Origin of the sequence: Methylobacterium adhaesivum (assembly GCF_022179065.1) — a bacterium.
Classification (GTDB): domain Bacteria; phylum Pseudomonadota; class Alphaproteobacteria; order Rhizobiales; family Beijerinckiaceae; genus Methylobacterium; species Methylobacterium adhaesivum.
Window position 1 is genome coordinate 59,835 of sequence record NZ_BPQD01000007.1, and the last position, 22,122, is coordinate 81,956.

The window sequence follows — 22,122 nt, forward strand, 5'->3', positions numbered from 1 at the left end:
TGCCTACTCCGCTGGAACCGCGACCGGGCCGCCGCTTTCCAGGGCGGTCCAGCGATCGGCCCGATAGGCCTTCGCACACGCCTTGATGCCGAAGGCCGCGATGGCGACGACGAGGCCGACGAACATCACCGCCAGGGCCGCGTCGATCCGGTCGTTGAAGACGATCTTGTGCATATCGGCCATGTTCTTGGCCGGCGCCAGCACCTTGTTCTCGGCGATGGCGGCCGAGAAGCGATCGGCATGCGAGAGGAAGCCGATCTTCGGGTCCGCCGAGAAGATCTTCTGCCAGCCGGCGGTGAGGGTGCAGATGCACAGCCACACGGTGGGGATGATCGTCACGAACGCGTAGCGCTCGCGCTTCATCTTGAAGATCACCACGGTGGCGAGCGTCAGGGCCACGGCGGCCAGCATCTGGTTCGAGATGCCGAACAGCGGCCACAGGGTGTAGATGCCGCCCAACGGATCGGTGACGCCCTGGTAGAGGAAGTAGCCCCAGGCGCCGACGCAAAGGGCAGTGGCCAGGATGCTGGGCGCCCAGGCCGTGGTGTCCTTGAACTTCGGCGAGACCAGGCCGAGCAGGTCCTGCAGCATGAAGCGTCCGGCCCGCGTCCCCGCATCCACGGCGGTGAGGATGAACAGGGCCTCGAACAGGATGGCGAAGTGGTACCAGAACGCCATCATCGCCTTGCCGCCGATGGCCGAGGAGATGATGTGCGCCATGCCCACCGCGAGGGTCGGCGCACCGCCGGCGCGGGAGATGATCGAGTGCTCACCGACGTCCTTCGCCGTCTGGGCGATCTGCTCGGGCGTGATGGCGAAGGCCGGGTCGAGCTTCGTCACCGCGGCGGCCGCGGTCTCCGGCGTCGTCCCGACGAGGCCGGCCGGGGAGTTCATGGTGAAGTAGATGCCCGGCTCGATCACGCTGGCGGAGACCAGCGCCATCACGGCCACGAAGCTCTCCATGAGCATGCCGCCGTAGCCGATGAAGCGGGCATCGGTCTCACGGTCGATGAGCTTGGGCGTCGTGCCCGACGAGATCAGGGCGTGGAAGCCCGAGACCGCGCCGCACGCGATGGTGATGAACAGGAACGGGAACAGGGAGCCGGCCCAGACCGGGCCGGAGCCGTCGACGAACTTCGTCACAGCCGGCATCTGCATGTGCGGAGCGACGTAGGCGATGCCCAGCGCCAGGCCGATGATCGTGCCGATCTTGAGGAAGGTCGAAAGGTAATCGCGCGGGGCGAGCAGGAGCCAGACCGGCAGGATCGAGGCGATGAAGCCGTAGCCGATCAGCAGCCAGCACAGCTGGGTGCCGGTGAAGGTGAAGAACGGGCCCCAGGTCGGATCGGCGGCGACGTTGCCGCCGTAGACGATGGCCAGCATCAGCAGCACGAAGCCGATGATCGACACCTCGCCGACCTTTCCGGGGCGGATGTAGCGGGCATAGAGCCCCATCAGCATGGCGATCGGGATCGTCGCCGCGACGGTGAAGGTACCCCAGGGGCTCTCGGCCAGGGCTTTCACCACGATCATCGCCAGCACGGCGAGCAGGATCACCATGATCATGAAGGTGCCGAACAGGGCGATGACGCCCGGCACGGTCCCGAGTTCGGCGCGGATGAGTTCACCGAGCGACCGACCGTCGCGGCGCATGGAGATGAACAGGACCATGAAGTCCTGCACCGCGCCCGCGAGCACCACGCCGGCGAGAATCCAGAGCAGGCCCGGCAGGTAGCCCATCTGCGCGGCGAGCACCGGGCCGACGAGGGGGCCGGCGCCCGCGATGGCGGCGAAATGGTGCCCGAACAGCACGTTGCGGTTGGTGGGCACGTAGTCGAGCCCGTCATTGTGGCGATGGGCCGGGGTCGGGCGGCCTTCGTCGAGGCGCATGACCTTTTGGGAAATGAACAGCGAATAGTAACGATAGGCGATGAGGTAGACGCACACGGCGGCCACGACGACCCAGAGGGCGTTGACGGTCTCGCCCCGGGTGGTGGCCACGATGGCGAGGGCGGCCGCGCCCAACGCTCCCACGAGGGCCCAGGGCCCGTGCCTACTGATCGCACTCATCGACGTCTCGCTCCAGCGACCTGTCCTTACCCGCAGATCGTCAAGCCCCTTCTCGCGCAATTTCGGCGCGAGGGCCAGACGTCTCGGGCAAACCGCAGACATGATTTCGAACCTGTTACCGCCTTGATCGCGATGCCGGTCCTCCGATCAATCGACGACGATCACCCGGTTCGGTAGAAGATCCGGCCCGCCGCCGCGATCGGGCAGTTCGCTCGCCAGGATCGCCCCGACACGTGCGACGGCCGCGACGAGGCCCGCTTCCATCTCGCCCTGACGCAGGGCTGCGAGCAACGCCTGGATCGCGTCCTCCCAGGCCGCGGCCGGCACGCGCGCGGCGACACCGGAATCGGCCACGATCTCGGCATGGCCCTCGGCGCAGGCGAGATAGATGAGAACCCCGGTGCGGTCCGGCGTGCGGCACAGGCCGCGGGACTGGAACTCGCGCCGCGCCGCCTCGTGCGCCCGGGCCCTGCGGATCGAGCGTGGCACGAGGGTCATGCGCAGGCGCGGCGGCAGGCCGAGCGCCAGGGCCGCGAGGACGACGCAGGCCTGGGCGAGAAGGATGGAGACGGCGCTCCACGGGGTGAACAGGATCAGCGGCCAGGGCGCGACGAGACCGCAGGCCAGGGCGAAAGCCAGGGGCGCCGAGCGGTAGGTGCCGGCACGGGCCGAGACCAGCACGACGATCTCGCCCGATGTCGCGGCCTCGGCGCGCCGGACGGCATCGGCGATCCGCGCAAGTGCGTCCGGGGAGAGGATCGGCTCACCAGTCACCCGAGGCCCCTCCGCCACCCGACGAACCGCCGCCACCCGAGAATCCGCCCCCATCCCCGAAGCCGCCCGAGACGCCGCCGCTCCAGCCCCCCGAGGGAGGACCGGGCAGGATCACGAACCCGCCGCCGCGCCCGCCACGGTTCATCCGGTAGGCGAGGAACAGAATGATGAGGAAAATCGCGATGAAAAGGATCACCTGCCCCGGGTCGGCCTCGTCGCGGCGGATCTCAGCCTTGCGCTGCCAGGTTTCGGCATCTCCCGACAGGATCGACAGCACGGCGTCGACGCCGGCATTCAGGCCGCCGGCATAATCCCCGGTCTTGAAGCGTGGGGTGATCGCCGTGGCGATGATCACCTTCGACAGGGCATCCGTCAGGGCGCCTTCGAGGCCGTAGCCGACCTCGATCCGGACCTTGCGATCCTTGGGGGCGACGAGGAGCAGGACGCCGTTGTCGGTCTTCTTCTGCCCGAGCCCCCAATGCCGGAACAGGCGGTTGGCATACTCCTCCACCGTGAGCCCCTGAAGATCGGGCACCGTGGCGACGACGAGTTGATCGGACGTCTTGTCCTCGTGGGCCTTCAGCTTACCCTCGAGACCGGCGCGATCCTGCGGCGCAAGCAGGCTCGCCGCATCGACGACGCGCCCCGATAGCGCCGGAAACACGGGGTCGGCGGCCCAGGCGAGTCCGGCCTGCAGCACGAGTGCCAGCCCGAACAGGACGGCGCGGAGTCCCCGGTCGAGGGCAACCGGCATGGAGGGCTAGAACTTCACGCTCGGCGGCCGCTCGGAATTCGGCGTCGCCGTGAAGGTCTCCATGGGCTTGGCGTCGGGATAGAACCACGCGGCGATCCAGCGGCCCGGAATGGTCCGCACCTCGGTGTTGTAGGCCTGGACCGCGCCGATATAGTCGCGTCGCGCCACGCTGATCCGGTTCTCCGTGCCCTCCAACTGCGATTGCAGGGCGAGGAAGTTCTGGTTCGATTTGAGGTCGGGGTAGCGCTCGACGGTGACGAGCAGGCGGCCGAGGGCCCCCGAGAGCTGGTTCTGGGCGTCCTGGAATTCCTTGAACTTCTGCGGGTCGCTCACCGTCGAGGCATCGACCTTGACGCTGGAGGCCTTGGCGCGGGCTTCCGTGACGCCGACGAGCACGTCCTTCTCCTGCTGGGCATAGCCCTTCACCGTCTCGACGAGGTTCGGGATCAGGTCGGCCCGGCGCTGGTACTGGTTCTGCACCTCGCTCCAGGACGATTTGGCCTGCTCCTCCAGGGTCGGCACCCGGTTGATGGCGCCGCAGCCCGTCAGCACGGTGGCGAGAGCCAGGGCCACGAAAGCCGCGCGCACACGGCCGAGAACGAACGGGCTCGGGAGAAGGGCGGCGCCTAAGGGCATGAAGGGAGACTCCCGAGGAAACGAAGAGACGAGACGACCGAACTTGGCCGCCCTGCGACAGATAGGCTTGGCCGCCCGCAGGGGAAGGGTTTAACGCAGCCAAAGGACAGTCAGGGAGCGGGAGCCCCGGCGGAGCCGCCGCCACGCGGTTGACAAGTCGGGGGGGTTCGGTGCGCTGTGCCGGTCATGGATGGAACGCCGCTCGCCCAAGCCGAGAAGCCGAGAATCGCCATCACCTACTGCACGCAGTGCCAGTGGCTCCTGCGCGCGGCCTGGATGGCCCAAGAGCTGCTCTCCACCTTCCGTGACGATCTCGGCGAGGTGGCCCTGATCCCCGGCTCGGGCGGCGTGTTCGTCATCGCCTGCGACGCGGACACGATCTGGGACAGGACGCGGGACGGCGGCTTTCCCGACGTGAAGACCCTCAAGCAGAGGGTCCGCGACCGGGTCACCCCGTCGCGCGACCTTGGTCACGTCGATCGTTCATGAGCGCATCCGACCCGCAATCCGGGGATGAGGGGACCGGTCCGGGGAAGACGCCGCCGATGCGGACGCGCTTCGAACACCTCCGGCGGCGTTGGAAACACCTCGGCCGTCTCCTGCCCGCGCTCTGGCATGGCGACGTCTCGACTCAGGTCTATCTCGTCGCCCTCGTCATCGCCCTCATCGGACCGGGACTTCTGTTCACGGCGATCCTGCTCATGCGCTACGCGAGCACCGAGCGAGCCCGCTTCGAGCAGGACGCCCGCGAGAACGTGCGGAGCATCGCCCTCTCGGTGGACCGGGACACGGCAGGTCTCGTGTCCGTGCTCCAGACCCTCGCGACCTCGCCACGCCTGAAGGATTCCGAGTTCGCGAACTTCGAAACCCAGGCCCGCCTCGTGCGCGATGCCGTCGGCCTCGACATCCTCCTGCGGCGACCCGATGGGCAGCAACTCGTCAATACAGCGGTGCCGCCCGGTGCACCGCTGCCGAAGGTGAACCTGCCGTTCGACCGGGAGATCATCGCCGGCACCCAACGCGCCGTCGTATCGGGCCTCCTGCATGGGTCGACGGCCCAGGCGGCGACCTACGTCGTCGAGGTGCCGGTGTTGGTGGAGGGCGAAGTCGCCTTCCTCCTCAGTTTCACCGCGCCCGTGACGCGGCTGCAAGCCCTGATCAACCGCGAGAGCGTCGCGGGCTGGACGACCGGCATTTCCGACAGGGACCGCATCGTCCTCGCGCGCGTCCCGGATCCCGACGCCGTGGTGGGACGCCCCCGCCTTCAGACGCTGCGACAGAAGCAGACGAGCACGGCGGGCGTCTGGGAGGGGAAGGATCGGACCCTGCGGGCCGTCACCGTCGTCGAGGCCCGCGCCCGGCTCACGGGATGGACCGTGGCGGCGGTCATTCCGCAATCCCTCGTCGAGGCCCGCCTGCATGGTTGGATCTGGGCGTTCTGCGGCTTCGGTCTCCTCGTGCTCGCAACCGCGTCGGTCCTCGCCGTAAGCCTGTGGTCGCGGGTCGCGCGTCCCCTGCGGCGCCTCGCGGCGACGGGGCCCGCCCTGGCGCGCGGGGAGGCGATTCCGCGCGTCACGTCACCGATCAACGAGATTCGTACCCTCGGCGAGGTCCTGGCCGATGCCTCGATCCGGCTGCGCGCCCGCATCGTCGAGCGCGACCGTGCTCTGGCCGAAACCGAACGGGGCCTGAGCGCCCTGCGGGAGAGCGAGGCGCGCTTCCGGCACATGGCCGATTCGGCTCCGGCCCTGATCTGGATGACCGACGAGACCGCCACGATCAGCTTCGTCAACATGCACTTCGAGCACCTGTTCGGCACGGCGGCCCAGACCCTGGCGGGCGACGGCTGGCGCAAGATCGTTCATCCGGACGACCTCCCGGGGTTCTTGGCGCTGTTCCGGGACGCCTTCGAGGCGCGCCGGCCATTCCGCGGCGAAGTACGGGTGATCGACCGTGACGGCCAGATCCGTTGGCTGCGCTGCGAGGGCGTGCCGCGCGAGGACGATACCGGGGCGTTCCTGGGCTACACCGGCTGCAACGTCGACATCTCCGAGGCCAAGCGCGCCGAAGAGCATCTCCGTCTCCTCATCCATGAGCTCAATCACCGGGTGAAGAATACCCTCGCCACTGTGCAATCCATCGCCGGTCAGTCCCTGCGCCGTCTCGAAGGCAAGGACGCCGACGCCGCCCGTGCGGCCTTCGAGGCGCGCCTCCTCGCCCTGGCGCGGGTCCACGACGTCCTGACGCGTGAAAGCTGGGAAGGCGCCGAACTCGCCACCGTCGTGGGCGACGCCATCGCCCCCCTCGATGCGAGCGACCGCAGCGCCTCGCGTTTCCGCGTCACCGGCCCGGCCCTACGCCTGCCGCCGCGCGTCGCCCTCTCCATCGCCATGGCGCTTCACGAACTCGGCACCAACGCCGTGAAGTACGGCGCGCTTTCGTGCGAAGGCGGCTCCGTCGAAATCGTATGGTCGGTGAGCCGCGATCCGGACCTTCGCCTCTCCCTGCGCTGGCGCGAGCGCGGCGGGCCGCCCGTCGTCCCACCGACCCGCACGGGCTTCGGCTCGCGCCTCATTGAGCGCAGCCTCGCCCGCGACCTCGACGGAGACGTCAAGCTCCTGTTCGTGCCGGAAGGCGTGGTCTGCACCATCGAGGCCCCGGTGCCGCCGCAGACGCTCGCGGAGCGCGACGCTGTTCCCATGTCTGGGACGATCGACGAGGCCGCGCCGGGCCGGGTGGACGCGCGGGCGATGAGCACAGCCTCGCGGGGGTGAGCCGGAGCGGGACGCGACGCTCCCAGGGTCACGGCGGGCTTCGACAGCCCTTACGCACATCGAGCTCGACGTGAATAAAATCTTGTAAGACCATATGCTATAAATACTATAAGTTGCAATTTTTAGTCTCGAAAATATTAACTCACACCCTGAACGCCCGCTAAATGCATCAGAAAATGTCATCAAATGATATATAACGACTTCAATCATCTCAATCTGTTAACTCGAACTTCATGAAATCACATTAGCTTTTGGTCGTCGCTCATAGGATGTCGTTTGATGCTCGGTCTTCCCCTGACCCGATTCACGAAGAATCAGACGACGTCCGAAACGGCGTCGGCCGCCGCCCTTCCGACGGACGATTCCATCCTGGTCCGCGCCGTCGAACGCCTGATGACGACCCAGGATCTTAAAGCCATTGATCTTCCCGACGGCCCTCTCAAGACGGCCCTGGGTCATTTGCATGCGACGGCCAACCGGGCCACGCTGCAGGCCCTGGGCAGCACGGCACGGGTGGCGCGCGAAGCCTCCGAGGCCGCGACCAACACGGGATGGATGAGCTACGACGTCGGTGAGGTCGCCCGGGCGACCCAGACCATCGCGGGTGCCGCGGAAGAGATGGCGGCCTCCATCGCGGAGGTCGCCCAGACCTCCGATACGGTGGTGAAGGTGGCCGAAGACGCCCTGTCCGCCATGCAGCATTGCATCACGGATGGCGGCCAGGCCCGCAACGCCATGCAGGAGATCGAGGGACGCACCGTCCAGATCTCCGACCGGGTGGTGGTGCTGGAACGGGCCATCGCGCAGATCGAAGCCATGGCCACCGCCATCGCGGCCATTTCCAGCCAGACGAACCTGCTCGCCCTGAATGCCACCATCGAAGCCGCCCGGGCCGGCGAGGCCGGGCGCGGCTTCTCCGTCGTCGCCGCCGAGGTGAAGTCCCTCTCCGCTCAGACCGCGAAGTCCACGGGGGAGATCCGCTCGCTCCTCAACACGCTCACCGTCGAGATGGGCTCCATCGCCCAGGCGGTGAACGAGAGCCGCAGCGCCGTGGCCACGGGCCGCGCCATCGTCGAGGGCCTCGAAAGCCGAGTTTCGCAGGCCAACGACCAGATCGGCAAGGCGACCGACCTCAACCATGCCATCGCGCAGATGCTCGGCCAGCAGCGCAGCGCCACGGCGGAGATCTCGAACACCGTTCAGAACATCGCCGGCAAGGCTTCGAAGACCCACGAGGAAATCGCGCTGATCACCGACCGCCTGGTCAAGGCCGAAACCCTCGGACAGAAGGCCCTGGCGCACGGGGCGCGTGACCTCTCGACCTACGCCATCGTGCGCCTGCCGGCCGATATCGGCGCGTGGAAGCGCAAGCTCGCCCGCGTCCTCGTCGGCCTCGCCGAGGCGGATCGTGGCCTCGCCAAGCTGCCGTGGAACGACGGCGTGAGCCTCGGGGCGATCCTGCGCACGGGCCCGTTGGGCAACCACCCGTCCCTGCCGGAGTTGCTCAGGGCCGAAGCCAAGGCCCTCGAGGCGGCCGAGCGGATGATCGCTGCCCTCGCGTCGCAGAACTGGGATGTCGGAACGCCGGCCTACAAGGAAGCAGCGGCCGCCATGAAGACGATGCTCGACACCGCCCGGCTCATGCTCGGCGAATCCGCCTCGGTCTGACCCGGGGCAAGCCGGATCAGCGGATCGTGTCGCGCTGCGCAATCGCCGTGGCGGAGCGCGACTTCTGCATCACGCCGTCGATCTGCTCCCGCTGGCGGGAGAATTCTGCCAGCATCCGGCCGTCGAGTTCGCGCCCGCGCGGCACGCGGATCTTCATCGGATCGACGAAGTGTCCGTTGATGATGACCTCGTAATGCAGGTGGGCGCCCGTCGAGAGGCCCGTGGAGCCGACATACCCGATCACCTGCCCCTGGCGCACCTTCACGCCGGCCGCCATGCCCCGCCCGAAGCGAGACATGTGATTATAGGTCGTGACATAGCCGTTGATGTGCTGGATCTCGACCCGCCGGCCGTAGCCGGAATCCCAGTCCGCCTTGATCACGGTGCCGTTGCCGGCCGCGACGATGGGCGTGCCGATGGGATTGGACCAGTCCACGCCGGTATGAAGCTTGGCGTAGCCGAGCACGGGGTGGCGCCGGTATCCGAAGCCTGACCGCATGATGCCGTCGGCGATGGGCTTGCGGATGAGGAACTTCTTCAGGGACCGGCCCTGCTCGTCGAGGTAGTCGACGGTGCCGTCGTCGGGTGACTGGAAGCGATAGACCTTGCGAGCTTCGCCGCCGAGGTTAAGCGAGGCGTAGAGCAATTCCGGCCGCTCGGTGCCGCCCTGCCCCGCCTCCTCGTCGAAGGTGTAGAAGATGTCGAGGGCATCTCCGGGCGAGATGCGACGCTGGAAATCGACATCGTAGCCGAAGATGCGCACGAGATCGTCGACAGCGGTCTTCGGCAGCTCGTGCCGGGCGGCGGTCTCGTACAGGCTCTGATACAGCCGGGGGCCCGAGCCGTCCTCCTCCTCGTCCTCGGACGAGGCTTCGGTCTTGCCGGCGACCTTGGTCGAAGGCGCACCCTCCGTCGGCGGCGCCACGGATACGAAGGCGCCCCGGTCGTTGACGGCCGCGATGCCCTCGATGCCGGCCTCGCCGTAAAGGATGACGCGCGTCACCTGCTTGGGATCGCCGGGCTTAGGCCCCGGGGCGATCTGGAGGCGGAACTGCTGGCCCTCGGTGAGCTCGGCGATGCGCCCACGACCCCCGAGGGCCGCGACGATGCCGCGGACCTGTTCCTCGCTCGCCTGCCCCGTCGCACGCAGCACCGCGTCCAGGGTTTCGCCACGCTTGAGGGCGAGGTCTCGCTCGTCGACGAGGGACGCGTCGCCGGCCCGCAGGCTCACCTTGGCGAGCTTCGTCACGTTCTCGGGCACCACGAGAACGTCGATGGACTGGAACGGGCTGCCGCCGACGGACTGAGCCGTTCCATCGAAATCCGGAGCCGCGCCACCATGCTGCAGCGTGCGCGACAGCATGATCTGAGGCGCCACTGGCACGGCGCTGCGGCGGCCGGCCTCGGTGGCGAGGCGGCGCTCCTCCTCGACCTGCGCGGTGACGTCGTCGTCGGTGAGTGCGGGGGCGCCAGCGTCGACGGTGAGGCCGACGAGGTCCTGCTTGACCACCGACACCTCGCCGCCCGGCCCCTCGGCGATGCCGGGATCGGGCGCCCGCTCCGCCGGTTCGTCGGAGGTGAACTTCATCGGATCGAAGCGTGGCATCTCGGCCGCGAACACGCCCGTGGTCATGGACAGGGCCGTGGAGACGCGCATGAAGGGCCGGACCTTGATGATCTCCCGATCGGCCAGCCGCACGGTGACGGGCGCGCGAAAGCTCTGCTTGGCCGAGGCGATCATCACGTTGCGCACGAGGCGGTCGCCCTTGCGGGCAAGGGCGATGTCGTCGTCGCTCGGCGCCGGCCGGACCACCACGGCCGCCCGCTCGGGGATGGCCGCGAACGAGACATCGCTCTGGAACGAGACGTGGATGGCCGCCCCGATGAGACCGGCGCCCGTCAGGCCCGTGAGGGTGCTCGCGCAGAGCCAGCGCAGGTTGACTTCGCGCCGGTCGATGCGCGGCGCATCGGAGCCGAGGAGGTCCAGGGGCGCCTCGATTCCGTTGTGGAACCGCGGCGCGGGGCGTGTGTCCGGAGCGGTGGCCGGATGACCGATCTTGAGGCGACCGCGCTTCACGAAGACCCCTTAACGACGCTGACGGGCGGGGTGGATAAGCCCCGCCCCTGCCGGGTCTAGGGTTTCGAAGGTCAGCATGTCGAGAGTGAGGCGGGGCGTACCGCCGACGCGCCCCGCCCCCTCCGGTTCGTTCAGGCCGCGTCGGGCATGCGGTCGAGGAGCTTGTCGAGGGTGATGGGGTAGTCCCGCACCCGGATGCCCGTGGCGTTGTAGATCGCGTTCGCCACGGCGGCGCCGACGCCGCAGATGCCGAGTTCGCCCACGCCCTTGGCCTTCATCGGCGAGGACATCGGATCGACCTCGTCGAGGAAGATCACCTCCTGGTGCGGGATGTCGGCATGGACCGGCACCTCGTACCCGGCGAGATCGTGATTGACGAAGAAGCCGCGCTTCGTGTCGACGGCCAGCTCCTCCATGAGGGCGGCGCCGACCCCCATGGTCATGCCGCCGATGACCTGGCTGCGGGCCGATTTCGGGTTGAGGATCCGCCCGGCGGCGCAGACCGCCAGCATGCGGCGGACCCGCACCTCGGCGGTGTGCATGTCGACCCCCACCTCGACGAAGTGACCCGCGAAGGTGGATTGCTGCTGCTTCTTGGAGAGATCACCGTACTCGATGGAATCCTCGCCCGAGAGGTCGCCATCGGCCGACGCTTGGGCGAGCGGCGCCGCGCGGTTGCCGGACCGGACCTCGCCGTCCGCGAACACGGCGTCCGCCGAGTTGATTCCGAGCTTCTGCGCCACGGCCTCACGCAGCTTCACGCAGGCCGCATAGACACCCGCCGTGGCGTTGTTGGCGCCCCATTGCCCGCCGGAGCCGGCCGAGGCTGGAAAATCGGAATCGCCGAGACGCACCACCACCCGATCGAGGGGCAGGCCCATCATCTCCGCCGCCGTCTGGGCGATGATGGTGTAGCTGCCGGTGCCGATGTCGGTCATGTCGGTCTCGACCGTCACGATGCCCTTCGCGTCGAGCCGAACGCGGGCGCCCGATTTCGTCAGCTGGTTGTTGCGAAAGCCCGCCGCCATGCCGATCCCGACGAGCCAATGCCCGTCCCTGACCTGGCCCGGCGTGGGATTGCGCTTCGACCAGCCGAACCGCTCGGCACCCTGCTCCAGGCAGCCGACGAGGTTACGGTGCGAGAACGGGCGCTCCGGGTGCCCCGGATCGACCTGGGTGTCATTGCGGATACGGAACGCCACGGGATCTAGGCCGAGTTTCTCGGCCATCTCGTCCATGGCGATCTCGAGGGCCATCAGGCCCGGCGCCTCGCCCGGCGCCCGCATGGCGTTGCCCTCGGGCAGATCGAGGTGGGCGAGTTTCATGCCGGTGAGACGGTTGGCGCCCGCATAGAGCAGCTTCGTCTGATCGACGGCCGTCTCGGGCCGGCCGGACGGCAGGTTGCCGGACGTGCTCTCGTGCGCGATGGCGGTGATCTGCCCGTCCTTCGTCGCGCCGATGCGGATCCGCTGGATCGTTGCGGGCCGATGGGTGGTGTTGTTGGCGATGAGCGGACGCGTCAGCGCCACCTTGACCGGGCGCTTGGCCGCCTTGGCGCCGAGGGCGGCGAGGACCGCATCGGCGCGCACGAACAGCTTCCCGCCGAAACCCCCGCCGATATAGGGCGAGTCGACGCGGATGTTCTCGGCCGAGATCCCGAGGATCTTGGCAAGGCTGCCCTTGCTCCAGGCGATCATCTGATTGGAGGTCCAGAGGGTCAGCTTGTCCCCCTCCCACGCCGCGATGGTGGCGTGCGGCTCCATCATCGCGTGGCTCTCGTCCGGCGTCGTGAAGGTCTCGTCGAACCTCACCGCCGCGTCGGCGAAAGCCTTTTCGAAGTCGCCCGTCCGATCCTCTGCGCCACTGCCGCTCCCCTCGCCGCTGCCGCCCTCGACGGGCTTGGCGGATTTCGCCGCGGCGGCGAGATCGAACGCACCCGGCTCGGAGGCGTAATCGGCTTTGATGAGATAGGCGGCGGCACGGGCCTGCTCGAAGGTCTCGGCCACCACCAGGGCGATGGCCTGATGGTAGTGCTGGATCTCGGGGCCACCGAACAGGCTCGCGGTGTTCATTCGCCCGAGCCCGAGCTTCGGGGTATCGAGGGTGCTCACCACGGCGATCACACCGGGCGCGCGCCGTGCCGCCGCGACGTTCAGGCCGCGCAGCCGCCCCTTGGCGACGCCAGCGCCCAGCACGTAGCCGTAGGCCTGGTTCGCCACGACGTCGTGGCGCTCATAGGCGTAGGGCGCGGTGCCGGTGGTCTTGTACTTGCCGTCGATGCGGTCCGTCGGCTTGCCGACGACCTTGAGCTGATCGATGGGGTTCTGCCCCGCGGGCGTGTCGAACTTCATGGCTCAGGCCCTCGCTTCGATAAGCGCCGCCCCGAGCGTCCGCTCGGCCAGCTTGATCTTGTAGGCGTTGTCGTGGGTCGGCTTGGCGCCGGCCAGGAGTGCCTCGGTCGTCGCTCGAGCGCCGCGCGGCAAGGCGGCCTCGGCCGCTTCGACCCGCCAGGGCTTGTGGGCGACGCCCCCGAGGGCGACACGGCCGGATCCGTCCGGCTGAATCACCGCCGCGACGGAGACGAGGGCATAGGCGTAGGACGCCCGGTCACGGACCTTGCGGTAGATGTGCTTGCCCCCGAGCGGCTTCGGCAGGGTCACGGCGGTGATGAGCTCGCCGGGCTTCAGGGTGGTGTCGATCTCGGGCCGGTCACCGGGCAGGCGGTGGAACTCGGCCATGGGGATGCGGCGCGCGTTGCCCCGGGCGTCGACGGTCTCCACGGTGGCGTCGAGGACGCGCATGGCTACCGCCATGTCGCCAGGATGGGTCGCGATGCAGGCCTCGCTCGAACCGATGATCGCGAGTTGACGCGAGACGCCCGCGATGGCGCCGCAGCCTGAGCCGGGCTGGCGTTTGTTACAGGGCTGGGCGGTATCGTAGAAATACGGGCAGCGCGTGCGCTGGAGCAGATTGCCGGCCGTCGTCGCCTTGTTGCGCAGCTGCCCAGAGGCGCCGGCCAGCAGGGCCCGGCTGAGCACCGCGTAGTCCTTGCGCACGCGGGCGTCCGACGCGAGATCGGTGTTGCGCACCAGGGCCCCGACGCGCAGGCCCCCCTCCGGCGTCGGCTCGATCGCATCCAGCCCCAGGCCGTTCACGTCGACGAGATGGGTCGGCGTCTCGATCTGCAGCTTCATGAGGTCGAGGAGATTGGTCCCGCCCGCGATGAACTTGGCGTTCGGCTTCGCCGAAAGGGCCTGGGCGGCTTGCGCCGGCGTGCTCGGGCGCTCGTAGGTAAAAGACTTCATGCGGGCCTCCCGGCGACCTCGGTCATCGCCTCGACGATGTTGGAATAGGCACCGCAACGGCAGATATTGCCGCTCATGCGCTCGCGGATCTCGGCCTCGGTCACCTGCATCGGGCCGTTGAGGTCGGCCGTGACATGGCTCGGAATGCCGGCCTTGATCTCGGCCAGGACCGCCACGCCGGAGCAGATCTGGCCCGGCGTGCAGTAGCCGCACTGATACCCGTCGTGTTCGACGAAGGCCGCCTGCATCGGGTGGAGGTTTCCGGGCTGGCCGAGGCCCTCGATGGTTACGATCTCGGAATCCTGGTGCATCACCGCGAGGGTCAGGCAGGCGTTGATGCGCCGCCCGTCGACGATCATCGTACAGGCGCCGCATTGCCCGTGATCGCAACCCTTCTTCGACCCCGTCAGATGCAGGTGCTCGCGCGCCGCATCGAGCAGGCTCGTGCGGGTATCGAGCTCGAGCTCCCGGCGTTGGCCGTTCACCGTCAAGCCGACCTTGGCCAGAACCGGTTGATCCATAGAGGCTTGCTCCGCTTGGGCTCCCTTGGGGAGCGTGGTGAGGGCGCCGGCGGCCGTCGCTCCCACCACCAATTCGCGTCGGTTCAATTCGAAGTCTCTGGGACTCGTCATGGGTCTCCGAACCTGTTGAAGGGGTCTGCGACTGTCCCGGGCGGGCGCCTCGCTGCGTCACGTCCGGGGGCTCGGTCTGAAGTCTGGATTTCTTGTAAACTAGGGTTCGATCCCGAAAGGATCAGGGGACGGGCGCGAAATCCGAGATGCGTTTTTGCCGCGCAGCTGCGAACGGATCGGCCGAACGCGACGCCCGCCGCGCCGACGGCCCGGTCTCGACGCCCGGGTACCGGCGTCCTCCTGGCGATCGTCGGCACGTGAAGCGGGCGCCGACACGGTGGGGTGTCGACTTCGCCACCGTACGAAAGAGTCGTCCACTCCGAACCGACGGTCGCCGGACGGGTTGGATTTCACGATCCCATTCGTGAAGGACATTCCGCGTGATCTCGAAATATCTCCCCGTCTGTGCCGTCGTGTTCGCCCTCGGTTTTTCCGGAGTCGCCCTGGCGCAATCCCCCGCCGAGACCGGGACGGGCGGCGACGTCACCTCCACGCCCCGCGCCCGTAACACCACCGGCGTCGGCCAGACCAAGCCGCCTGGTGCCGCCGCTGGCGGCGAGGCCGACCGCAATGCCGATCAGCGCACGCCCCAACAGAAGAAGGACAACGAAATTTCCAAGGGCATCTGCATCGGCTGCAACTGACCGGCGGCGCAAACCTCACTGCAGGCATCGACCCGGAACACCGGCTGCGTTCCCGGCCGATGCCAACGGACGCCCGACCGACCACCGTGGCCAACCTCGTATCCGAGCGGGTCCACCGGATCTGACGTCCAGCTGGAGCGCCCGAACCAGGGGCGGAGCCCAGCGGCGGAGGCCGACAATCAAATCGGGAGCGAACCTATCTCAGATCAATAAAATTTCATTCCTTGATAAATTTGAAAAAATAAAGTATAAGTGATTACTGGGCGATCTAGGAAAAAGTGATCGCCTCGGAAAATCTGTCGCCATGACATCGATCATCAATCAAACCGGATTGGAAAATAGACTCCTTGCCAATCTGGCGCCCGATCTGTTCGCGCTGCTTGCGCCTCACCTCGCACGGGTTTCCCTCGAACAGGCGCAGCGCATCGAGAACCCAAACGAGGCGATCTCAACAGTCTTCTTTCCGGGAGCGGGTGTGATTTCTGTCGTCGCCAGGACGCTCGGCGGCGCCCGGCTGGAGACCGGCCTCATCGGGCCCGAAGGGATGACGGGATTGTCTCTACTCTACGGCCTTGAGAGTGCGCCGCACGAAGTCTTCGTTCAGATTCCCTGCAGAGCGATTCTAATCCCGGCCAGCAATTTTCGACAGGCGGTGGAGGAGAACCACGCCCTACATCTCTACTTTCTGCGCTACGCCCACGTCTTCTCGATCCAGGTCGCCCATACGGCGCTGTGCAACGGCCGCTTCACAATCGATCAGCGCCTCGCCCGCTGGCTGCTCATGTGCCACGATCGCATCAATCGGGAGGATATCACGCTGACGCACGAGTTCCTGTCCCTGATGCTCGGCGTGCGCCGCGCCGGGGTCACCACGGCCGTGCGCGATCTGGTGAACACCGGTGCGCTCGTCGTCCATCGGGGCTCCATCGTCATCCGCGATCGCACCGTCTTGCTGAACGCCGCCGGTGAAGCGTACGGAGTTCCGGAGGCGCAATATGCGGCCCTCATGCCCGCGCGGGAACTCCTCTCCGCGGTGTAACGGCGGCCCGCATCACGCACTGTCCCGCGGGGGCGAAAATCTCCGGGCAAGCGTTCGCGGCGGAACGACAGCGGGCCCATGGGTGGGTGACATGCGAAGCACTCGCGGCGGCCTCCTTGCCGGATGCGGAGCCCAAGGGAACGGATGAACACGTCTGACCTTGGCCGCGCCCAACGGGAACTTGGACGATGCGGGAACTTGGACGATGGACCCGCCGGGGCGTTCTCATCGCCGGCTGCGGCGCCCTGACGTCCAGCGCCGAAGATGAAATGCAGCGCAACCGGCGCTTGGCCACGGCGCACCTGAGCCGCCGCCTGCCGGTGATCCGCGCCGCCCTGGAGACGGCCGCGCCGGGATTCCTGTTCGTGGCCGGCAACTCGCACGCGGAACTGCTGGGGGGCGCTCTGTCCCGTACCCTGCCCGTCGTCAATGGCGGGGTCGGCGGCGCCTCCGCCCGTCGCTATGCCCAACTGGTCAATGCACTGCCGTTTCCGGTCCGGGCCGGGGTCGCGATTCTGATCGTCGGAACCAACGACATCCTGCGCAGCGGCGCCCCGTTGTCAGCCGCCACCATCGCCGGTTTCGAGACGACCGCGACTCGCCTTCTCGCCTGGCTTCGAACCAACGCCGAGACGGTGCTCGTCGCAGCCGTGCCGCCGCTCGGGCCGGAGGCGCGGGCGGATCGCGATCCCATCGCCGTGGGGGCCTATACGGCAATCCTGAAAAGCCTGTGCACGCGGTCCGGATGCCGGTTCTTCGATCCGTTCGCGGACCTGCGCGACGGTGAGGCGGGACTGACCAGACAAGCTGCGCTGCCCGACGGGGTGCATCTGCGCGACTACGATGCGCTTGCGGCCACTGTGCTCACGTGGCTGCCCAGACGCGACTGATCCGGCATCCGCTCGATCAAAGCGGTCGTTGGATCGCAAAGCCCGCGCGGCGCATCAGCGACGTCCAACTCCGCCATCCCGGAGGGATCAACGGATTTGGTACGAGAGTTTCGAATCAGGCTGCCTTGTCGAGGCAGCATTTCTTGAACTTCTTGCCGCTGCCGCACGGGCACGGATCGTTGCGGCCGACATCCTTGAGGGGGTTGCGCACGGGCTGGCCCGCCCCCTCGGCGGTCCAGGCCAGATCCGTCACGGGATCGTCGACGGTGCCGTACCGGTGCGGGTCGAAGCGGGCGAGGTCGTCGGGCTTGGCCTGTGCCTGACGCAGGGTGGTGCGGAACCACGGCGCATCGCTGAATTCGTCCGTGAGGCGCCCGTCCTTGCGCGCGGCAACGGTACGGGGCGCCAGATCGGCGAAGCCGAGGAGCGCGATGCTTTCCTCCCAGCCGACCCAGCCGAGGTCGCCCTCGACGGCGGCGCGCTTGTCGTCGAAGCGCACGAGGAGGTCGTGGGTCGCCTGCCGGTCGACGCGTCCCGTCTGGGTCAGGAAGGTCAGGGCCGCAAGGGCTTCCGAACGCACGACGTCGTCGAGGGTACCGTCGAGGATGAGTTGGTGAAGCGGGGCCACGTCGCCGTCGAAGACGCTGACGAGGATGCGGGCCAGCGTCATCGTCAGGGCATCGCCGAACAGGGCATCGAGGGTCTCGCCGTCCTGGTGCAGCAGGCGCATCAGGGGCACGAACGCGCGGGTGTCGCGGGCGGCGGCGAGCACGTGGATTCCGTAGAACAGCAGGTTGGCGTCGGCCTCCGACACCTCGGCCCCCGCGACGGGACCGGCCAGGACGCGCAGAATCTCGTCGGCCACCGTCTCCGGCGCCGCCACGGCGCGCCGGAGTTCATCGGCCGGGAGATACCGGGCCGCCGAGAGGGCCTCGACGAGGGCGTAGTCGGTCATGTCGGGGCTCCTGTCCGCTTCTCTGTCAGGCGCGCAGGGTCGCGCCGGTCTTGCGACCGACCTCGGCGACGATCCGGGCCGTCACCGCCTCGATCTCCGCGTCCGTCAGAGTCCGCTCCACCGGCTGGAGGCGAACGGCGATGGCCACCGACTTCGATCCCTCGGGAATGCCGACGCCCTCGTAGATGTCGAACACATCGATACCGGCGATGAGCTTGCGCTCGGCGCCCTGCGCCGCCTTCACCACCTCGCCCGCCGCCACGTCGCGGGGCACCACGAAGGCAAAGTCGCGCGAGACCGCCTGGAAGTCCGAGAGGGCAAGGGCCGGCTTGACCTTCGTCGGACGGTACTTCGGCAGGGGAACGGCATCGAGGGTGATCTCGAAGCCGACGATCTGCCCCTTGAGGTCGAGGGCCTTCATCACCCGGGGATGAATCTCGCCGAAATAGCCGACGGGGTTCTTCGGCCCGAACTGAAGGGTGCCGGAGCGGCCGGGATGGAGCCAGTCCGGCCCGCCGGCCACGACCTGCAATCCGCCCGTGGAAATGCCGAAGGCGGCGAGCAGCGCCAGGGCATCGGCCTTGGCGTCGAATGCGTCCACGGGGGACGCGGCACCGTCCCAATGGCGGCCGCCGCCACGATGGCCGGCCGTTCCCCGGCGGATCGCCGTGGCGCGGATGGTCTGGCCTTCGGGCTGATCGTTCTCGAAACACTGGCCGACCTCGAACAGGGCGATGTCGGGGAGCCCCCGGTCGGCGTTGCGCTGGGCGGCCCGCAGGAGGCCGGGCACGAGGCTCGGGCGCATGTCGGACAGGTCGGCCGCGATGGGATTGGCGAGGACGAGGTCCGCCCGGCCACCGCCGAAGAGCACGGCGTCGTCATGGGGGATGAACGACCAGGTCACCGCCTCGACGAGGCCGCGCGTCGCCAGCGCCCGCTTGGCAAGGCGCGTGCGCCTCTGGAGCACGGTCAGGACGGGTTGGCCGGCGGTGTCGTGGAGGGGCTCCAGGGGCTTGGCCACGATGAGGTCGAGGCCGGCGATGCGGATGATCTCCTCGACGAGGTCAGCCTTGCCCTCGACGTCGGCGCGCCAGGAGGGGGTGAGCACCTTCACCCGATCGCCGGTGCCGGCGACGTGGAAGCCCAGGGTCTCGAGGCTCACCTTCATCTCGGCGCGGGACAGTTCGAGCCCAGCGAGACGCCGCGTCTCGGTCCAGGGGAAATCGATGACCCGCCCGGTCTCGGGCGGCTCGCCGGCGATCGTCGGGTGGCTCGGGGTGCCGCCGCAGATCTCCAGGATGAGCCGCGTCGCGAGGTCGAGGCCCGGCAGGGTGAACGCCGGATCGACGCCGCGCTCGAAACGGTAGCGCGCGTCGGTGATGACCCCGAGGCGCCGCCCGCTCTGAGCGATGTTCACCGGATCCCACAGGGCGGATTCGACGAGGACGTCCGTCGTGCCCGCATCGCACCCGGTGGCCTCGCCCCCGATAATCCCGCCGATGGATTCCACGCCGTTGGCGTCGGCGATGACAACCGTGTCGTCCGTGAGTGCGTAGGTCTTGCCGTCGAGGGCCTTCAGCGTCTCGCCCATGTGGGCGCGGCGCACGGTCAGGCCGCCCGCCACCTTGGCGGCGTCGAAGACGTGAAGCGGCCGCCCCCGATCGAAGGTGATGTAGTTGGTGATGTCCACCAGGGCGTTGATGGGGCGCAAGCCGATGGCGCGCAGGCGCGCCTGCATCCAGTCCGGCGAGGGTCCGTTCGTGACGCCGGTGATCCGGCGCAAGATGAAGTACGGGCAGAGGTCGCGGTCCGCCGCTTCGAACTCGAGGGTGACGGGCACCGGGCAAGGCCCCTCCCCGCGCATCGGCGGCTGGTGCTCGTGCTTGAGGACACCGATGCCGGCCGCCGCGAGGTCGCGGGCGATGCCGTGGATCGAGGTGCAATCGGCGCGGTTGGGCGTCAGGTTGATCTCGACGACGGGGTCGTCGAAGCCGGCATAGACGGCGTAGGGCTGCCCCGTCGGCGCGTCCTCGGGCAGATCGAGGATGCCGTCGCTGTCCTCGCCGAGGCCGAGTTCGGCGCCCGAGCACAGCATGCCCCGGCTCTCGACCCCCCGGATGGTGCCGACCGACAGGGTGATGTTCTTGCCCGGTACGTAGGTACCGGGCGGCGCGAACACCGTCTTCATGCCGGCGCGCGCGTTCGGCGCGCCGCAGACCACCTGCACGGGCTGACCGTCGCCGGCATCCACCGAGCAGACGCGCAGACGGTCGGCATTGGGGTGCTGTTCGGCCGACAGAACGTGGGCGACCACGTAAGGCTTCAGGCTCGCGGCCCTGTCCTCAATGCCCTCCACCTCAAGGCCGATCCGCGTCAGGGTCTCGGTGATGATGTCGAGGGGTGCCTCGGTCTCGAGGTGGTCCTTGAGCCAGGAGAGGGTGAATTTCATGGGCCTGCGTATCCGTCGATGGAGTCAGGAACGGCGCGGTTTTGCGATGAGCAGAAAGGCCAGCTTCCGATAGGTCGTCTTGGGCAGCGCCTCGATGGGATCGATGGCTTCCTCAGGTTGCGCGCCTCGCGCCAGAGTTTCTGCCGGACGCGAACGAAAAGCCCGGCCGCCGGAGGGTCTCGGAGACGATCGGTCCAGCACTCTTCAGAGCCTCGGCGTTGGTCGGCATCTCGAACTCCCCTCCGCGTCGAACTATCCCGTCAACCCGGACACCAGACTCGGGATATCCAGCGGCCGGAAGCCGTAATGGTCCAGCCAGCGCGCGTCCGCCTCGAAGAACGGACGCAGGTCCGGCATGCCGTATTTGAGCATGGCGATGCGGTCGATGCCCATGCCGAAGGCGAAGCCCTGGACGCTGTCGGGGTCGAGGCCGCAGTTCCGGAGCACGTTCGGATGGACCATGCCGCAGCCGAGGATCTCCAGCCAGTCCGTCCCCTCGCCGAAGCGGATCTCGCCGCCCTTGCGCGAGCACTGGATATCGACCTCGGCCGAGGGCTCGGTGAAGGGGAAGAACGAGGGACGGAACCGCATCTTCACGGCCTCGACCTCGAAGAAGGTTCGGCAGAATTCCTCCAGCACCCATTTGAGGTTGGCGATGTTGGCGGTCTTGTCGATCACCAGCCCCTCGACCTGATGGAACATCGGCGTGTGGGTCTGGTCGGAATCGTGACGGTAGGTTCGCCCCGGGCAGATCACCCGGATCGGCGGCGCTTTCGACCGCATGGTACGGATCTGCACCGGCGAGGTGTGGGTGCGCAGCACCTTGCGCTGGCCGTTGCGGTCTGGCGCGAGGAAGAAGGTGTCGTGCATCTCGCGGGCCGGATGGCCGGGCGGGAAGTTCAGGGCGGTGAAGTTGTAGTCGTCCGTCTCGATGTCCGGACCTTCGGCGACGGAGAAGCCCATGGCGGCGAAGATCGCCGCGATCTCGTCCATGACCTGGCTGATGGGGTGGATGCGCCCGCGCACTTCCGGCGCCTCGCGCACGGGGAGCGTGACATCGATGCGCTCGGCGGACAGACGGGCACTGAGGGCGGCCTCGGCCAAAGCCTCGCGCCGTGCCCCGAGGGCGCCCTGGACCCGGTCCCGCAAGCCGTTGATGAGGGGACCGCGCACCTTGCGCTCGTCGGGCGTCATGGCACCGAGGGTCTTGAGGAGTTCGGAGACCGAGCCCTTCTTGCCGAGCGCCGCCACGCGCACACCGTCGAGGGCCGCTTCGTCGGACGCGGCCGCGACTTGGGCGAGGAGGTCGCCTTCGAGGGTGTCGAGATCGGTCATCGGGTTCAACTCAGCGGCTGCGCGGACGGTCACGGGGTGGCCGGGCGCTCATGAGGTCGGGCGGGCAATGCGTGAGGGTTTTGCGGGTCGAGGCCGCGTTTGCAAGCCATTGAGGCCCGC

The 22,122-nt window shown here is 68.1% G+C and carries 17 protein-coding genes; 6 read left to right on the plus strand and 11 right to left on the minus strand.

Annotated features, from left to right (window positions below; all coding sequences use genetic code 11):
* Positions 1-3 precede the first annotated feature (3 nt).
* The 4 genes from MFF01_RS07630 to MFF01_RS07645 all read right to left on the minus strand — a co-directional run bounded on the left by MFF01_RS07630 (position 4) and on the right by MFF01_RS07645 (position 4,234).
* Positions 4-2,070 carry a carbon starvation CstA family protein gene (locus MFF01_RS07630; protein ID WP_238223597.1) on the minus strand — a complete coding sequence of 689 codons (2,067 nt, stop codon included), beginning with the start codon at positions 2,068-2,070 and terminating at the stop codon, positions 4-6.
* A gap of 147 nt (positions 2,071-2,217) precedes the next feature.
* Complete coding sequence (locus tag MFF01_RS07635; protein WP_238223600.1) at positions 2,218-2,844, minus strand: TPM domain-containing protein; 627 nt, start codon at positions 2,842-2,844, stop codon at positions 2,218-2,220.
* The gene (locus MFF01_RS07640; RefSeq protein ID WP_238223602.1) at positions 2,834-3,598 is read right to left on the minus strand and encodes a TPM domain-containing protein; all 765 of its coding nucleotides are present in this window, start codon (positions 3,596-3,598) and stop codon (positions 2,834-2,836) included. The genes MFF01_RS07635 and MFF01_RS07640 overlap by 11 nt, the downstream gene beginning before the upstream one ends.
* Before the next feature lie 6 nt (positions 3,599-3,604).
* On the minus strand, positions 3,605-4,234 hold the full coding sequence (locus tag MFF01_RS07645) for a LemA family protein (protein ID WP_238223604.1): 630 nt from the start codon (positions 4,232-4,234) through the stop codon (positions 3,605-3,607).
* A 186-nt stretch (positions 4,235-4,420) separates the two neighbouring features.
* On the opposite strand from MFF01_RS07645, the gene MFF01_RS07650 reads away from it, so the two are divergent.
* From MFF01_RS07650 to MFF01_RS07660, 3 genes are all read left to right on the plus strand, one after another.
* Positions 4,421-4,723, plus strand: coding sequence for an Rdx family protein (locus MFF01_RS07650; RefSeq protein WP_238223606.1), 303 nt, complete (start codon positions 4,421-4,423; stop codon positions 4,721-4,723).
* Positions 4,724-4,779: 56 nt separating this feature from the next.
* Positions 4,780-7,008, plus strand: a complete 2,229-nt coding sequence (locus MFF01_RS07655) for a sensor histidine kinase (protein ID WP_238223608.1) — start codon at positions 4,780-4,782, stop codon at positions 7,006-7,008.
* Positions 7,009-7,287: 279 nt separating this feature from the next.
* On the plus strand, positions 7,288-8,676 hold the full coding sequence (locus MFF01_RS07660; RefSeq protein ID WP_238223610.1) for a methyl-accepting chemotaxis protein: 1,389 nt from the start codon (positions 7,288-7,290) through the stop codon (positions 8,674-8,676).
* A gap of 16 nt (positions 8,677-8,692) precedes the next feature.
* Here the strand turns inward: MFF01_RS07660 and MFF01_RS07665 are convergent, their stop codons facing one another.
* From MFF01_RS07665 to paoA, 4 genes are all read right to left on the minus strand, one after another.
* Positions 8,693-10,753: a M23 family metallopeptidase gene (locus MFF01_RS07665; RefSeq protein ID WP_373319675.1), complete on the minus strand. Its 2,061-nt coding sequence runs from the start codon at positions 10,751-10,753 to the stop codon at positions 8,693-8,695.
* 131 nt (positions 10,754-10,884) lie between these two features.
* Positions 10,885-13,104: an aldehyde oxidoreductase molybdenum-binding subunit PaoC gene (gene paoC / locus MFF01_RS07670; protein WP_238223612.1), complete on the minus strand. Its 2,220-nt coding sequence runs from the start codon at positions 13,102-13,104 to the stop codon at positions 10,885-10,887.
* A 3-nt stretch (positions 13,105-13,107) separates the two neighbouring features.
* Positions 13,108-14,058: an FAD binding domain-containing protein gene (locus MFF01_RS07675; protein ID WP_238223614.1), complete on the minus strand. Its 951-nt coding sequence runs from the start codon at positions 14,056-14,058 to the stop codon at positions 13,108-13,110.
* Positions 14,055-14,690 (minus strand): aldehyde dehydrogenase iron-sulfur subunit PaoA, encoded by a 636-nt coding sequence (gene paoA / locus MFF01_RS07680; protein WP_238223615.1) that lies wholly within the window; start codon positions 14,688-14,690, stop codon positions 14,055-14,057. Before paoA ends, MFF01_RS07675 begins: the two co-directional genes overlap by 4 nt.
* 380 nt (positions 14,691-15,070) lie before the next feature.
* Here paoA and MFF01_RS07685 point away from each other — a divergent pair, with 380 nt between their 5' ends.
* The 3 genes from MFF01_RS07685 to MFF01_RS07695 all read left to right on the plus strand — a co-directional run bounded on the left by MFF01_RS07685 (position 15,071) and on the right by MFF01_RS07695 (position 17,263).
* The gene (locus tag MFF01_RS07685) at positions 15,071-15,334 is read left to right on the plus strand and encodes a hypothetical protein (protein ID WP_238223617.1); all 264 of its coding nucleotides are present in this window, start codon (positions 15,071-15,073) and stop codon (positions 15,332-15,334) included.
* Positions 15,335-15,638: 304 nt separating this feature from the next.
* Positions 15,639-16,373, plus strand: a complete 735-nt coding sequence (locus MFF01_RS07690; protein ID WP_238223618.1) for a Crp/Fnr family transcriptional regulator — start codon at positions 15,639-15,641, stop codon at positions 16,371-16,373.
* Between the two features lie 269 nt (positions 16,374-16,642).
* Complete coding sequence (locus MFF01_RS07695; protein WP_238223620.1) at positions 16,643-17,263, plus strand: SGNH/GDSL hydrolase family protein; 621 nt, start codon at positions 16,643-16,645, stop codon at positions 17,261-17,263.
* A 115-nt stretch (positions 17,264-17,378) separates the two neighbouring features.
* Here the strand turns inward: MFF01_RS07695 and MFF01_RS22205 are convergent, their stop codons facing one another.
* The 3 genes from MFF01_RS22205 to pheS form a co-directional block, all read right to left on the minus strand.
* Positions 17,379-18,218: a DUF1186 domain-containing protein gene (locus tag MFF01_RS22205; protein ID WP_238223622.1), complete on the minus strand. Its 840-nt coding sequence runs from the start codon at positions 18,216-18,218 to the stop codon at positions 17,379-17,381.
* Between the two features lie 25 nt (positions 18,219-18,243).
* Positions 18,244-20,667, minus strand: coding sequence for a phenylalanine--tRNA ligase subunit beta (pheT, locus tag MFF01_RS07705; RefSeq protein ID WP_238223624.1), 2,424 nt, complete (start codon positions 20,665-20,667; stop codon positions 18,244-18,246).
* Positions 20,668-20,919: 252 nt separating this feature from the next.
* A complete protein-coding gene (gene pheS, locus MFF01_RS07710; RefSeq protein WP_238223626.1) occupies positions 20,920-22,002 on the minus strand; it encodes a phenylalanine--tRNA ligase subunit alpha in 1,083 nt (360 codons plus the stop codon).
* Positions 22,003-22,122: the final 120 nt, after the last annotated feature.

Excerpts from the sequence above, each read along its gene's own strand:
- MFF01_RS07630 (WP_238223597.1), bottom strand. The coding sequence starts at position 2,070 with ATGAGTGCGATCAGTAGGCACGGGCCCTGGGCCCTCGTGGGAGCGTTG.
- MFF01_RS07650 (WP_238223606.1), top strand. The coding sequence starts at position 4,421 with ATGGATGGAACGCCGCTCGCCCAAGCCGAGAAGCCGAGAATCGCCATC.
- paoC (WP_238223612.1), bottom strand. The coding sequence starts at position 13,104 with ATGAAGTTCGACACGCCCGCGGGGCAGAACCCCATCGATCAGCTCAAG.
- MFF01_RS07645 (WP_238223604.1), bottom strand. The coding sequence starts at position 4,234 with ATGCCCTTAGGCGCCGCCCTTCTCCCGAGCCCGTTCGTTCTCGGCCGT.
- MFF01_RS22205 (WP_238223622.1), bottom strand. The coding sequence starts at position 18,218 with ATGACCGACTACGCCCTCGTCGAGGCCCTCTCGGCGGCCCGGTATCTC.
- pheS (WP_238223626.1), bottom strand. The coding sequence starts at position 22,002 with ATGACCGATCTCGACACCCTCGAAGGCGACCTCCTCGCCCAAGTCGCG.
- MFF01_RS07690 (WP_238223618.1), top strand. The coding sequence starts at position 15,639 with ATGACATCGATCATCAATCAAACCGGATTGGAAAATAGACTCCTTGCC.
- MFF01_RS07640 (WP_238223602.1), bottom strand. The coding sequence starts at position 3,598 with ATGCCGGTTGCCCTCGACCGGGGACTCCGCGCCGTCCTGTTCGGGCTG.
- MFF01_RS07675 (WP_238223614.1), bottom strand. The coding sequence starts at position 14,058 with ATGAAGTCTTTTACCTACGAGCGCCCGAGCACGCCGGCGCAAGCCGCC.
- paoA (WP_238223615.1), bottom strand. The coding sequence starts at position 14,690 with ATGACGAGTCCCAGAGACTTCGAATTGAACCGACGCGAATTGGTGGTG.
- MFF01_RS07660 (WP_238223610.1), top strand. The coding sequence starts at position 7,288 with ATGCTCGGTCTTCCCCTGACCCGATTCACGAAGAATCAGACGACGTCC.
- MFF01_RS07655 (WP_238223608.1), top strand. The coding sequence starts at position 4,780 with ATGCGGACGCGCTTCGAACACCTCCGGCGGCGTTGGAAACACCTCGGC.
- MFF01_RS07695 (WP_238223620.1), top strand. The coding sequence starts at position 16,643 with ATGCAGCGCAACCGGCGCTTGGCCACGGCGCACCTGAGCCGCCGCCTG.
- pheT (WP_238223624.1), bottom strand. The coding sequence starts at position 20,667 with ATGAAATTCACCCTCTCCTGGCTCAAGGACCACCTCGAGACCGAGGCA.